The sequence below is a fragment of the Mariniflexile fucanivorans genome (assembly GCF_004341235.1).
GTDB lineage: Bacteria > Bacteroidota > Bacteroidia > Flavobacteriales > Flavobacteriaceae > Mariniflexile > Mariniflexile fucanivorans.
In genome coordinates, this window is record NZ_SLUP01000005.1 from 178,833 (window position 1) to 193,334 (window position 14,502).

Below are 14,502 nucleotides of genomic sequence, written 5' to 3' on the forward strand. Positions count from 1 at the left end.
CTATATTCTAAAAGCCCCACCTAACCTCCCCAAAGGGGAGGAACTGAGACGTATTAATTATTTTAAATTTTTGTCCAAGCTGTATTATTTTTGTCGCTTTCAACGGCTGCATAAATAAATTTCATACCTCTAATACCATCTTCAATGGTTGGGTAATCTGGTTTCTTTATGGTTTCTCCCGTATTAAAAGCTAAAATATGTTTGGCGAAATTTTTATAAATAGTGGCAAAAGCTTCCAAATAGCCTTCTGGATGCCCCGATGGAATTCTTGAAACTTCTAAAGCTTCAGCATGCAACCCGTTTCCATTTGGGGTGTATATTTTTTTAGGTTCCTCTAACCAACGTGTGATTAATTCATTCGGGTTTTCTTGATGCCATTCCAAGCTTCCTTTTTCCCCATAAACCCTCACAGATAAATTATTTTCTTCACCTAAAGCAATCTGTGAAATGGAAATACTTCCTTTGGCACCATTTTCCATACGGATTAGCATGTTGCCATCATCATCTAAAACGCGACCTTCTCCAAAAACACCTAAATCGGCAGCTATTTCCTCAATTTTTAATCCTGTAATATATTCTATTAAATTTTCGGCATGCGTACCAATATCACCTAAAGCGCCACCAATTCCCGATCTTTTTGGATCTGTTCTCCATGCCGCTTGTTTTTGCCCTGTTTTCTCTAAAGAAGTGGACAACCAACCTTGAAGATACTGCGCTTGAATTTTTCTAATTTTACCCAACTCGCCTTTTGCAATCATAGCTTTCGCTTGTTTTACCATAGAATTACCCGTGTAATTATGCGTAAGTGCAAATAATTTACCACTATTTTTTATAACGGTTTCAAGTTCGGTAGCTTCTTCAAGTGTAAGCGTTACTGGTTTATCGCAAATAACATGGAAGCCATTTTCTAGCGCCATTTTTGCAGGCGGAAAGTGCATGTGGTTAGGTGTTACAATCGCAACAAAATCCATTCTTACATCTTCTGGCAACTCTTGTTCTTTATGAATCATGTCTTCAAATGTTTTATAACATCTGCTTTCATTTAAATTAAGGTCTTTTCCGGATGCTATAGATTTTTCTTCAGTACTACTGAAAGCACCACATACTAATTCTATCATACCATCAATGGCAGCTGCTTTTCGGTGTACATCTCCAATAAATGAACCGATGCCACCACCGACCATTCCCATTCTTAATTTTCTAGCCATAATAAATTTATACGTGTTCTTTATTTAAAGATTTATTTTTCTTCATATATATGTTTAATCCTAAAAACGCCACAATAAGAATGGCAGGTAAAATAGACATGGTTCGTAATGCTTCGCCAGCACTTGCATTATCCATTAAATTCCCCATAATTGGTAATACTATAGATACTGAAAACATGCCTGCGCCACCCATAATTGAAAGCCCTAACGCCCCTGTTTCTGGTAAATATTCTGCGACAAACCCCAACATGGTTGGCCAAAAGAAGGTGACTCCAACAGCGAATACCGCAGCTGCGACAAATATCATTCCACCACTTGTAACCGTAAGTAACCACAATCCTATAAAAGTGAAGATTGCTGAATATAATAACATGCCAGATGGTTTTAATTTATGCACTACTTGACCAGCAAACAATCTGCCTAAAGCCATAATACCATTTATAAAAGCAAGCACTAATAAAGGTGCTTCGACGGATGTTTTTAAAAGCGATTCAATACGTTGTGTAGTACCAAGCTCTGAAGCCGCTGTTAACAGCATACAGAAAACCATAAACAGAAACAAGGGTTTGAAAACACTTGAAAACATGGTTTTATTACTTACCCCTAACTGAACACGCTCGGTTACTGGCATTTTTTGTCCGAAAAACAAAACCGCATAAAGCACTAATGGTACAAACAAGGTTGCTACCATAACTTGCCAACTTAAGCCCATAAGATCCATAACAAGCCAACCAACTAAAGCGCCAATAACGATCCCACCAGGAAACCATACATGGAACCTGTTAAGCATTTTTGTTTTTTCGGTGGTGTACATGGATGCAATCATTGGGTTTAATGCAGCTTCTACCATACCGTTTCCTACACCTACAAATAAAGTTGCTATAAATAGCGACGTCATGGAATCTGCCATAAGCGTTAACACAATACCAATGGCGTGTGTAACGAATGCCATCCACGTGATTTTCTTAATTCCTAACAAATCCACTAAAGGCCCACCAATAATCATGGCGATTGTAAACCCAAAAAACGCAGGAGCAAAAGCATAACCTAATTGCTCTAAAGTTAAACCGATACCTTCCGGTCCGAAAACGGTTTCTAATCTTGCCCGTATGGCAAAAGTCATGGCTGTTGTAATTAATGCGAGACAACTGGCTAGGAAAAGTCGGTTTTTGTTAATGTTCTCCATTTTTTAAATGATTCAGTTTAGTGGTTTAATTTTAGAGTTATATCCTTTTACGAACTATATTCTCATGGTATAAAAAAAATATTTCTCACGAAATCAAGTTTCATAATTTGTGAATGACACAATTTATAATATTGAAACATTAGAATCATGATAACATTGTGAAAATAAGGTATTAGAATAAAAAACCCGTTTATTTTTATTCAGTGAAAAATATCAAACAAAAAAAAATACGCTAAACCAATTCCAAATTAGCCACTTCACACTTCATTCTATATTCGTTAGGCGAACATTTTTCATGTTTTTTAAAAACAGTTGCAAAATATTGACTAGATGCAAAACCACACATATAGGCTACATCGGCAATGGTTAAGTTGTTATTACTTTGAAATATTTTTTTAGACATATCCAAACGCTTCATAGTTAAATAACGCATGGGTGTTAAGTTTGTAATTTGCTTACAATGGTATGTAAATCGTGTTAATCCCACACCAGCAGATTGTGCCATGAGTTCAATGGTCCATTGCTCTGATAAATTCTTTTCAAGTTCTTTTAAAAAATATTGAACACTTCTGGAACTATCCGTTAATGATTCATTCAATACTATATCATTCGTATCGAGCAAATCAAGTAAATTTACAAGTAAATAATTAATAAGGATTCTTATTTTAGAAGCACTACTGCCATTTTCGTCTGTATTAATCGCTTTATTAAGTTGAGAAAAACAATCTTTTATACTTTGATTTGTTTTTAAAATAGATTTTTCATTTTGTCTTAAAATGGTGGTTAGCCTTGATAAATCTTGTGGTGTTAAGGTTATCCAATCGGGCCAAACCCAATCTTGATGTGGCCTCCGCACACCCAAATCTATAATTACCCAATAAAATTTTCCCATGCCAATATGCGGGTTTCCCACTTTATGCGCTTCCCAAGGTCGGGTAATGGTAAGATGATTTGGTGTAAGCAACACTTCTTTACCTTCCTGCGCGTAAGGCATGCTGCCAGATTCTAAAAAATGAAATTCTATACCTTCATTTCTATGCCAATCCAAACCCCAATCTTGAGATTCATTAGCATCCCAGTACCCCAAGCTATTCAAACCCAATGTGTTTTCATCTAATCTATCACCAGGATAGGTATGTCTTGCAAGTGCTTTGAACTTTATTTTTTTTCGTTTGAAAGCGTCCGTTAATGGCAAACAAGTATCGGCATGATAGACAACGCCATCCGCTTTATAAGGTTCAATCTTTTTTTTGTTTGCTTTCACTCAAAGTGTTTGAATAATTTCACTTTGCAAAATACAATTTTTTTACATTTAAAAATATCAGTAAAATCATGATTCATCAAACGATTATTATTACAAAGAGCCTTAGAAACCAATTAGTTTCTTTTCAGAATAACAACGTTTTAGATAGAAAAATTAGAAAACACATCCATTTACTCAAAATTTTATAAAATTTGAAACACTTGTTTAAACGCTTTCAGTGATTTTATATAAACAGGAATGATGATATATTTTTTAAATTTGCATTCATTTTATAAAACACAAAAATCATCCCTATTTATGATCAAAATTAAGTATATCATTACCTTATTGATAATAGCCTCCACGGTTTCTATCTTTGCTCAAACATCCATTAGCGGAACAATTAAAGACAGTAACAACAAACCCATTGAAGGTGCTACTGTTGTTTTAAACACAACTTCTCATTTATATGGAACCACAAATATGGATGGATATTTCAATATTAATAATGTGCCAACGGGTAATTATAATCTGATTATTTCTCATTTAGGATATAAAACCATTGAAACTTCCATTGAAGTTAATGCAAACAATAAAACGTTTTCATATACTTTACAAACCGATTTGCTAAACCTACACACGGTAGTTGTAACCGGTACTTTTAACCCTAGAACTCACATAGAGTCTAACACTTCTGTTAGCACCCTTACAGCCAAAGACATTCAACAAGTTTATCCGCAAGGAACTGCCAATTTACTTCAAAATATACCTGGCACTTTTGCTGATGCTTCTGCGGGCGAGGTATTCACCAAAGTTTACACCCGAGGTATTTCGGCTGCTGCCGAAGACGATTTGGGTTGGTATTATGTATCATTACAAGAAGATGGTTTGCCTGTTAGTTTAGTGCAACACTCTTATTATGGATCGGATCTTTTTCATCGTACCGATTTAACAACTTCAAAAGTAGAAGCATTACGAGGCGGAAGCGCTTCCATTACGGCGATGAATGCCCCTGGTGGTGTTTATAATTTTATTTCTAGGAATTACACTGAAGACCTAAGTGGTGAAATACAATTACAAAGTGGGATTCAAGGAGAAGGCAACCCATTATATAGAGTAGATGGTGTTTTAGGTGGCGCTTTGGGAAACGACTGGTTTTTTAATGCTGGCGGACACTACAGACTTGATGAGGGTGCTAGAAATACAGATTTTACTTTTAGTAAAGGGGGACAGTTTAAATTCAACGTTATTAAAGAAAACTCTAGTGGTTATTTAAAACTTTACGGAAAATATTTAAACGATTACACAAACCGATATAACGGCCTTGCAGCTACAGATTGGAATAACCCAAAAGCGGCTTTTGGTCTGGATTTCAACTCTACCGCTTTAATGATGCCAGAATTTCATGCTAATATTCCTGATGGTAGAAATTTAAATAACACCAACAGCTTTGATCCATCGCAAGGAGTTCATGCTAAAGATTTAGCTTTTGGTTTTGATGTTTTTCAGAATTTAGGAAACAGCTGGTCTTTTAAAAACAACATGAAGTTTTCTTCAAAAAGTGCCAATTGGCAAACCTCTATAAGTAATGCTTTTGTATCTATTAGCGACCCTACAGTTTATGCTTTAGTTAGTTATCAAAACCCTTTTCCTGCTGGACAAATTGTATTTCGTGATGCAAATTCAGGAAATGAGTTAGCTAGAATTGATAATACTGGTGTTACAAGCGGTGAACCATCTGAATATTTAACCGCTGGCACACTCCCTAACGATGCTGTTATGGGTACCTCAACATGGTATAAGGATAATGATGCCGATGAATTTATGCAACAATTTACCCTTAGGAAAGAATGGGAAAACCATGATTTAAATTTTGGATTGGCTTCTGGTTTTTCAGATACTTCGGTATTTACACAAGGTAGTTTTGCTTTTTCAACCTATGAAAACAACCCTAGAATACTACAAGTTACTTTAGAGAATCCTGGGGAGCCTGTTATGGCTTTATCTGATGCTTATGGTGTGAGTAATTATGGTGCGTTGTTTTTTACCAATAGTAGAGCTAACATTACGCAATTAGCCACTTTTGCAAACGACCGCTGGAAACTTTCAGACAATATTCAACTTGATTTAGGTGTGCGTTTTGAAACCATTAAACACAAAGGAAGCAACGATCGATTTGCGCCATTCACGCAATCTGGTGGTTTAGATGGTGATGAAAACACTGCTTACGATAATAACATTTTACAGCCTACTGGCGAGCAAGATGCTTTTAACTACACCTATAATTATGTTTCCTATTCTACGGGAATTAATTATAAAATAACAGATGATGCTGCTTTGTTTGGACGTTTTTCAAAAGGACATAAAGCTCCAGAACTGAATTATTATTTCAACAATTTCGCGAACGTTCCTATCAACAAAAAAGGAGAAGTACAGGATATTAATCAGGTTGAATTAGGATTAAAATCTAATTTAAAAGACTTTTCATTCGCAACCACTTTATTTTGGAGTGAACTTAAAAATATTGGCGTTACTAATTTTGAATTTGATGAAGATACCAGTAGCATCTTCTATACACCCATTCAATTTAACACATCAAGAACTATTGGGTTAGAATGGGAAAGTGTATATACACCTTTAGAATATTTTGCTTTCCGATTTAATGGGGTTATTCAAAATCCGAAAGCTACTAAATGGTTTATTTACGATGCCGCTGACAGTGTAGATACGAGTGATGATAGCACCACAGATTATTCAGGAAACACCCTACCCTCCAACCCTAAATTAATGTTTAATGTAGTTGCTGAATACAATAAAAACAAAACAGCTTCTTTTATAAAATGGCGTTATATGGGCAAACGTGAAGGCAATGTTGCCAATGCGTTTCAATTGGCTGCTTATAGTGTTTTTGATGCAGGCATTGGATATAAAATAAATAGTCATTTATCTGCCAATATATTAGCTACCAATCTTCTAAACTCTGATGGATTAGCAAATTTTTATGGCGCTAACACTTTTGCAGCGAATGCTAATGGAGCAACTTCTGAATTTATCGAAGCAAATCCTGATGCTAGTTTTGTTGTGGTGCCTATTTTACCAAGAGCGATACTTTTACAGTTAAATTATAAGATTTAAAACCATCGCATAAAAAAGTTGGATTCTCATCCAACTTTTTTATTTACTTAAACTTTTTGAAAATGTTATTTTTCTTTTTCAAGTTCTTTCAAAGTCCAGTAATCCTCTCTGTCTTTAGATTGTTCTCTGGCTTTCTTAACAACATTTTTATGAACACCATCTATATCATTCATAGCTCTAACATAGGTAAGCACATCTGCAATCCATTGATCGTCATTCGCTTTTAATGGCATCATAATTCCATAATCTGTACCATCAATAGGACCAATAAGTCCGTTCAATAAAATTTTACTAAGTTTCCCTTTTTCATCACCTGTAACTCTAGGACTTCCAATTAACGTAGGCGCTATAAGTGTTCCATCTTCAGTTGGCACACCTTTTAAATCGATGCCGTGACATGTAATACAAAGCTGATTATACGAATCGTAGCCTCTAAAAATACTTTGTTTATCTCCTAATCCTTTAGCGGCTAAACGTGTTTTTAATTGTGCTAATCTTGAATCGTCTTTCTTTAAACTTTCTTTTACAGAGTGTGATACAATTTCATTACTTTCATATTTCGCACCAATTTTATTAAGAATATCAGTCGCTTTTTTGTCTTTGCTATAACGTAAACTTAGCGCTAATTGATTTGCAACTTCTAAAGATCCATCTGAAGCCAATTTTTCTAAACTAGAAAACAAATCAGTATCTCCAGCTTTTAAAAATTTCTCACTTAATCGAATGGCTGTAACACGCACTCTTTCGTCTTCATCTAAAAACTTTTCTTTAATTAATGCTTTATCTACCACGCCCAATCCTTCCAAAGTCCATAACGCATGTACACGTTGAATTCCTAAATCCATATCGGTTCCAAATAATTTAATCCACCACGAATTATTATCTGAAGCTATTTCCTTTAATTCTGAAATTACCGATTTATCATCTTTTAGAATGATTAATTTTTGTGCTGTATTTCGGTACCAACCGTTTTTATGTCCTAAATATTCAATTAAATCTGAAGCTTTTTTACCTAAAAGATTGGGTTTTTTACTGTCTGGTTTAATATCTTCATGTACAATTCTGTAAATTCTTCCTTTACCTATGTTTTTATCTAATTCTTTACGAATAATAACAGGGCGCAATGAACTTCCTTTTTTAGTCCAATTACTTTCTTGAATAATACCTCGATACATATCTACAATATACAACGCACCATCGGGGCCTGTTTTTGCTTGTATGGGTCTGAAATTCAAATCGGTTGATGCCATAAATTCAGCTTGATCATACGCATTGTATAATACTTTTTTGCCGTCTTCAATTTTTACTTTAGCACGACGAATAAGTCTACCAACAGGTTCTGGAATAAATAAATCACCATAAGTTGAAGGAGGTAATCTATGACCTTGAAATATTTCTTGTCCTGCCACGCCAGTAAAATGGTTTAGGGTGTTATCGGGACGCAATCTATCCGGACCTCCTTGCACATCGGGTGTACCAACCACTGGCCAAGGCTCCATAAAACCTTCTGACAACCTGCCTTCAGGGTTATAATTTCCATATGCCGCTGGCTGTTGAAAACCATAAGCTGGATTTTCACTTCCTGCCGAAGAATAATACATAACTCCCATATCATCTTGGGTTAAACCCCATTGCCCACTAGGCATGTTTTCAAGAGAATCTACAATAACTTTATTCTTTTGAAATTTAAAACGTATTGGGTTGTAAGTTGTATAAACCCAGTTATCTAAATTCCAAAGCAAACCACTTTGTTGATGTTCTAAATTTCCACCGCGACGATTTGGGTTGTAATAAACACGTTCTTTTTTATCGGCTACACCATCGCCATCGGTATCTTTATAACTCCATAAATCATACGAAAAAGTTTCATTTACAATAAGTTCATTTTCAAGAGGCAGTATCATTCGTGGAAGCAAAAGACTATCAATAAAAACGGTACTTTTATCCATTCTGCCATCGCCATCTGTATCTTCAAGCAATTTTATTTTACTAATAGACCTATTGGTGCCCGAACCATCAACATCTTGCATATAGGTATTCATTTCTGCAACATACATGCGTCCGTCACCATCCCAAGCAATGGTTACAGGTTCGTCTACCATGGGTTCGCTTGCCACTAACTCTACTTTATAACCTTCTGGCAAATAAAATGTTTTCATACTTTCTTCTGGTGAAAGAAAATTTGAAGGAGCTTCCATTACTATTTCTGGTTTTTCGTATATCTTGTCTACGTATTCTTTCTTTTTACAGTTGAAGAAAAATAAAACCACGAGTAAAATCGGTAAAATGTCTTTAATCATCATTTAGTTTATTCATTAAAATAAGTCGTTTTTTACGTTAATTATTTAGTTTACTAACAAATTGGCTGTAAATCCAAATATACATATCCATACTAAAATAGTCGTACAGTTTTTTTCAGTGAAAAATATTGCACTAAATAATAAGGAGTAGCAAACACTACTCCTTAAGGTATTATGAATAAAGTTAAATAAAAATGTACTAAATAGAAAATTTAGTGATTCTTGATGATTTTAAAGAATATAATCGGTGCTAATAAAATTAGACGTTTTCTTATCTAATAATTCTTTTAAAATAGCATTGTTGTACTCGTTATCTTTTGAAGCCACAAAAGTTCTAATTGAAAATGAACGCAACGCATCGTGAACACTTAAGGTTCCATACGCAGAATCTTTTCTTCCTGTAAATGGATAAACGTCTGGACCACGTTGACAAGAACTATTTAAATTTACACGACAAACCAGATTCACTAAAGTATCAATTAGTGGTGATAAAGTTTTAACATCTTTACCAAACAAACTTACTTGTTGCCCGTAGTTAGACTCTGCCATATCGTGCAAAGGTTCTTCAATATCCGAAAACGGAATTACAGGAATTACGGGGCCAAATTGTTCTTCTTTATACACATCCATACCCGTATTAACTGGATATAAAACGGCTGGGGAAATAAAATTATCGGTTACTACGCCTCCTTTTTTATTTAAAATTTTCGCGCCTTTCTCTAAAGCATCGGCAATTAACTCTTTTATATAACCTGGTTTTTCTACTTCAGGAAGTGGTGTTAATTTAACGCCAGACTCCCATGGATTTCCAAATTTAAGCGCATCTACTTTTGCTGTGAAACGTTTGTTAAACTCATCTACAACAGACTCATGTACATACAACACTTTTAGCGCCGTACAGCGTTGCCCATTGAAAGACAAAGTACCTGCAATACATTCATCGACTGTTGAATCTAAATCGGCATCAGGCAAAACAATCGCTGGGTTTTTAGCTTCTAAACCTAAAACCATACGTAATCTATTTCCTTTTGGGTGTTGCGCCTGTAAAGCATTCGCAGATTTACTATTACCGATTAACGCCAACACATCTATTTTTCCTGAATGCATAATTGGAGTTGCCAATACGCGACCACGACCATAAATTACGTTAACAACGCCTTTTGGAAAACTATTTTGAAACGCTTCTAATAAAGGCGAAATTAATAGTACTCCTAATTTTGCAGGTTTAAAAATTACAGGATTACCCATAATTAATGCTGGAATAAGCAAAGTAAATGTTTCATTTAACGGATAATTGTAGGGACCTAAACATAAAACAACCCCTAAAGGTCCTCTACGAATATGTGCATACACACCATCACTTTTTTCAAACTTTGCAGAATCTCGGTCTATTTGTTTGTAGGCTTCAATAGTATCGTAAATATAATCGACGGTTCTATCAAATTCTTTTTGAGAATCTGGCAGGTTTTTACCAATTTCCCACATTAAAAGTTTAACAACCTCTTCACGTTTGGTTTTCATTTGCTCTACAAACTTTTCCATGCAAGCAATTCTATCAATCACTTTCATGGTGGGCCATGAACCTTGACCTTTATCATAAGCTGATAAGGCAGAATTAAGCACTTCTAAAGCTTCCTTTTCACCTAACTGCGGAATGGTTCCTAACAAAGTAGGTTTATATTCTGAAGTTGAAGATATGGTTGAATACACTTCGGCAGTTTCACCTTTCCATTCAATCAATTCACCATTGGTTAAATAGGTTTTTTGATGCAGTAAGGTGTCTATTTTATATTGTTCTGGAATTTCTAAAAAATCAGTACTCATTGTTTAAAATTATATGGTTTTACTCTTGCTAAGATACCTATAATTTAGCACAAACCTTTTAAAACGAAAAACACACCTAAAGAAATATCAAATTCTTAATATAATATTTACATGCCAATAATATGCATAAGACTCAAACGTTTTCGGCTAAAAAATTTAAAAAAAAACTTATTACACCAAAAACTGAAACAAATCGGGTTTATTATTCAAGTAATCGCCATAAAAATTACGTTGTTTCATTTTGGCAATTAGAGGTTCTAAATCGGTTGCAGATTTTAATTGAATACCAACAACTGCCGATCCATTTTCTCGATTGGTTTTCTTGGTATATTGAAAATGGGTGATATCATCATTAGGACCTAAAATATCGACCACAAATTCTTTTAAAGCACCAGCACGCTGTGGGAATAAAATAATAAAATAGTGTTTTAAATTAGCATACAACAAGGCACGCTCCTTAATTTCGGCGGTTCGGGTAATATCGTTATTACTACCACTTACAACGCATACCACGTTTTTCCCTTTTATTTCTTCGGCATAAAAATCCAACGCTGAAATACTTAAAGCACCTGCTGGCTCTACCACAATAGCATCTTTATTATAAAGCTCTAAAATAGTTTCGCACACCTTTCCTTCAGGTACTGTTAACATAGCATGCAAATTGGCTTTACAAATATTAAAGGTTAAATCGCCCACACGCTTTACGGCAGCTCCATCAACAAATTTTTCAATATGCTCTAATTCTGTGTTTTTATTATTTTGAATTGAAACCATCATAGATGGTGCACCTTCTGGTTCTACACCAATAATTTTTGTATTGGGAGATAATTCTTTAAACACCGTTGATAACCCTGCTGCTAATCCACCACCACCTACAGCAATGAACACATAATCGACAGGTTCTGTTGCTTGTTGTAAAATTTCTAAGCCAATGGTTGCTTGCCCTTCAATAACTTTTTTATCATCAAACGGGTGAATAAAAGTTTTTTGAAATGCTTCACATTCTAGCATGGAAGCATGATACGCATCATCGTAGGTATCACCAACTAATTTAATTTCAATAAAATCTTCACCAAACATTTTTACCTGTTCAATTTTCTGATTAGGTGTTGGTGAAGGCATGTAAATAGTCCCTTTTATTTTCAAAAGTTTGCATGATAAAGCCACACCTTGCGCATGGTTCCCTGCACTAGCACATACTACACCATTTTTAGATTCTTCTGCAGTAAGTGAACTTATTTTATTATAAGCACCTCTAATTTTGTACGAACGCACCTGTTGAAGATCTTCTCGTTTTAAAAGAATATGGGCCCCAAATTGATTTGAATATCTTATGCTAGGACTTAAAGGCGTAACTGCCGATACCTTTTTAATGGTATCGGCAGCTACTTTTATATCTTTAAGACTAGGAAAATATGTTGATTTTTCCTGACTCATTTAATGAATTTTTATAAAAAACCCACAAGTTAAAAAACATTGTGGGTTTAAGAAAATAGTTCTTAATATTATACTATTGGTTTCATAGCTTTCATTGAAGCTCTTAAGAAAGACCCCACTTTTTCAACTGGATGCTCTCTTAATGCTTTGTTTACGGCTATTAATTTAGCGTTATCAACCGCTTTACCGTTATCTTTTGCATAGGCTTTACCAATAACATCAGTATCGATTTTCTTCATAAAATCTGCTAATAATGGTTTACAAGCATGATCGAATAAATAACAACCATATTCAGCAGTATCAGAAATTACAGAGTTCATTTCGTATAATTTACGTCTTGCAATGGTGTTTGCAATAAGTGGCGTTTCGTGTAACGATTCGTAGTATGCAGAAGCATCGATAATTCCAGAATCGGTCATAGCTTCAAACGCTAATTCAACACCAGCTCTTACCATTGCTACCATTAACACTCCGTTATCGTAATATTCTTGTTCTGAAATTTCAACGTTTCCAGCAGGTGTTTTTTCAAAAGCAGTTTCAGCAGTTGCAGCTCTCCATCCTAATAAATCTTTATCATCATTAGCCCAGTCTGCCATCATACCAGAAGAAAATCTTCCTTCCATAATGTCATCCATGTGTTTTTGGAATAATGGACGCATGATATCTTTTAATTCTTCAGACAATTCAAACGCTTTAATTTTTGCTGGATTTGAAAGACGATCCATCATATTGGTAATACCACCATATTTAAGACCTTCTGTTACTGTTTCCCAACCATATTGAATTAATTTTGAAGCGTAACCAGCATCGATACCTTTTTCAATCATTTTATCGAAACAAAGAATAGATCCTGTTTGTAACAATCCACAAAGAATGGTTTGCTCACCCATTAAATCAGACTTCACCTCAGCAATAAAAGACGATGCTAATACACCTGCTCTATCACCACCTGTTGCAGCAGCATACGCTTTTGCTTGTGCCCAACCTTTTCCTTCTGGATCGTTTTCTTCGTGTACTGCGATAAGTGTTGGAACACCAAAACCTCTTTTATATTCTTCTCTTACTTCAGTTCCTGGGCATTTTGGTGCTACCATGATAACTGTTAAGTCTTCACGTACTTGGGTGCCTTCTTCAACAATATTAAAACCGTGAGAATAAGATAAAGTCGCTCCTTTTTTCATTAAAGGCATCACCGCTTTTACTACACTGGTGTGTTGCTTATCTGGTGTTAAGTTTAACACCAAATCGGCTGTTGGAATTAACTCCTCGTAAGTACCAACGTTAAATCCGTTTTCAGATGCATTTACATATGATTTACGTTTTTCAGCAATAGCTTCTGCACGTAATGCATAAGAAATATCTAAACCAGAATCTCTCATGTTCAATCCTTGGTTTAACCCTTGAGCACCACACCCAACGATAACAATTTTTTTACCTTTTAAAGCATTTACACCATCTTCAAACTCTGAAGAATCCATAAATCTACACTTCGACAATTGAGTTAATTTATCTCTTAACGATAGTGTGTTAAAATAATTTCCCATTTTTAATTTTAGTTATTATTGATTATTGAAGGCTAAAAGCGCTTCGGTTATTTTCATTTCTTCTTTTGTTACTGAAATACGTCCAGCACGCACAAATTGCATAATTCCGAATACATTTAAATCTCGACGTAAAGATTCAATTTCGTTTCTTCTTCCAGACTTTTCTAACACAAAAAACTCTTTGTTTACAGTAACGATTCTGGAATTACTTTCTTTTATAATATTCTGAATTTGAGGTTCTTCAAACAATAAAGCAGACTTTATTTTGAACATACAAGACTCTGTATAAATAGTTTCTTCGTCTTTATGGTAATAGGCTCTTATAACCTCAACTTGTTTTTCAAACTGACCTATAATTTTTTTAGCTTGAGATTCTGTAATATTTACAACAATTACAAATCTGTTAACACCTTCAATTTCCGATTGTGACGTTGTTAAGCTTTCAATATTAATATGTCTGCGTTGAAAAATAGCAGATATACGATTTAACAACCCGATATTATTTTCGGTATAAATTGAAATCGTTAATGTTTTTATTTCTTCGTTCATTTTTTTTTAATATAAAAAGAAGAGGAGAAAAAAGAGAAAAGACGTTATATGTTTTTTTTGTCCTGTGCGCTCTTGG

9 protein-coding genes are annotated in these 14,502 nt (G+C 34.7%); 1 reads left to right on the forward strand and 8 read right to left on the reverse strand.

The features are described 5' to 3' along the window. Positions 1-62 precede the first annotated feature (62 nt). The 3 genes from EV196_RS11545 to EV196_RS11555 all read right to left on the reverse strand — a co-directional run bounded on the left by EV196_RS11545 (position 63) and on the right by EV196_RS11555 (position 3,658). On the reverse strand, positions 63-1,208 hold the full coding sequence (locus EV196_RS11545) for a Gfo/Idh/MocA family protein (RefSeq protein WP_243652232.1): 1,146 nt from the start codon (positions 1,206-1,208) through the stop codon (positions 63-65). A gap of 7 nt (positions 1,209-1,215) precedes the next feature. Next, positions 1,216-2,394: an MFS transporter gene (locus tag EV196_RS11550; RefSeq protein ID WP_132217917.1), complete on the reverse strand. Its 1,179-nt coding sequence runs from the start codon at positions 2,392-2,394 to the stop codon at positions 1,216-1,218. A 232-nt stretch (positions 2,395-2,626) separates the two neighbouring features. After that, positions 2,627-3,658, reverse strand: coding sequence for an AraC family transcriptional regulator (locus tag EV196_RS11555; protein WP_132217918.1), 1,032 nt, complete (start codon positions 3,656-3,658; stop codon positions 2,627-2,629). 297 nt (positions 3,659-3,955) lie between these two features. Between EV196_RS11555 and EV196_RS11560 the strand changes: the two genes are divergently transcribed. Beyond that, positions 3,956-6,772: a TonB-dependent receptor gene (locus EV196_RS11560; protein ID WP_132217919.1), complete on the forward strand. Its 2,817-nt coding sequence runs from the start codon at positions 3,956-3,958 to the stop codon at positions 6,770-6,772. Between the two features lie 65 nt (positions 6,773-6,837). Here the strand turns inward: EV196_RS11560 and EV196_RS11565 are convergent, their stop codons facing one another. The 5 genes from EV196_RS11565 to ilvN all read right to left on the reverse strand — a co-directional run bounded on the left by EV196_RS11565 (position 6,838) and on the right by ilvN (position 14,426). Next, positions 6,838-9,075 carry a DUF7133 domain-containing protein gene (locus EV196_RS11565; protein WP_132217920.1) on the reverse strand — a complete coding sequence of 746 codons (2,238 nt, stop codon included), beginning with the start codon at positions 9,073-9,075 and terminating at the stop codon, positions 6,838-6,840. 228 nt (positions 9,076-9,303) lie between these two features. Continuing rightward, the gene (locus EV196_RS11570) at positions 9,304-10,896 is read right to left on the reverse strand and encodes an NADP-dependent glyceraldehyde-3-phosphate dehydrogenase (RefSeq protein ID WP_132217921.1); all 1,593 of its coding nucleotides are present in this window, start codon (positions 10,894-10,896) and stop codon (positions 9,304-9,306) included. A 171-nt stretch (positions 10,897-11,067) separates the two neighbouring features. Continuing rightward, a complete protein-coding gene (gene ilvA / locus EV196_RS11575) occupies positions 11,068-12,333 on the reverse strand; it encodes a threonine ammonia-lyase IlvA (RefSeq protein ID WP_132217922.1) in 1,266 nt (421 codons plus the stop codon). 68 nt (positions 12,334-12,401) lie between these two features. Next, a complete protein-coding gene (gene ilvC / locus EV196_RS11580; protein WP_132217923.1) occupies positions 12,402-13,877 on the reverse strand; it encodes a ketol-acid reductoisomerase in 1,476 nt (491 codons plus the stop codon). Positions 13,878-13,892: 15 nt separating this feature from the next. Further along, a complete protein-coding gene (gene ilvN, locus EV196_RS11585) occupies positions 13,893-14,426 on the reverse strand; it encodes an acetolactate synthase small subunit (protein ID WP_132217924.1) in 534 nt (177 codons plus the stop codon). Between the last annotated feature and the right edge of the window lie 76 nt (positions 14,427-14,502).

Excerpts from the sequence above, each read along its gene's own strand:
- ilvA (WP_132217922.1), bottom strand. The coding sequence starts at position 12,333 with ATGAGTCAGGAAAAATCAACATATTTTCCTAGTCTTAAAGATATAAAA.
- EV196_RS11545 (WP_243652232.1), bottom strand. The coding sequence starts at position 1,208 with ATGGCTAGAAAATTAAGAATGGGAATGGTCGGTGGTGGCATCGGTTCA.
- EV196_RS11570 (WP_132217921.1), bottom strand. The coding sequence starts at position 10,896 with ATGAGTACTGATTTTTTAGAAATTCCAGAACAATATAAAATAGACACC.
- EV196_RS11560 (WP_132217919.1), top strand. The coding sequence starts at position 3,956 with ATGATCAAAATTAAGTATATCATTACCTTATTGATAATAGCCTCCACG.
- ilvN (WP_132217924.1), bottom strand. The coding sequence starts at position 14,426 with ATGAACGAAGAAATAAAAACATTAACGATTTCAATTTATACCGAAAAT.
- EV196_RS11565 (WP_132217920.1), bottom strand. The coding sequence starts at position 9,075 with ATGATGATTAAAGACATTTTACCGATTTTACTCGTGGTTTTATTTTTC.
- ilvC (WP_132217923.1), bottom strand. The coding sequence starts at position 13,877 with ATGGGAAATTATTTTAACACACTATCGTTAAGAGATAAATTAACTCAA.
- EV196_RS11550 (WP_132217917.1), bottom strand. The coding sequence starts at position 2,394 with ATGGAGAACATTAACAAAAACCGACTTTTCCTAGCCAGTTGTCTCGCA.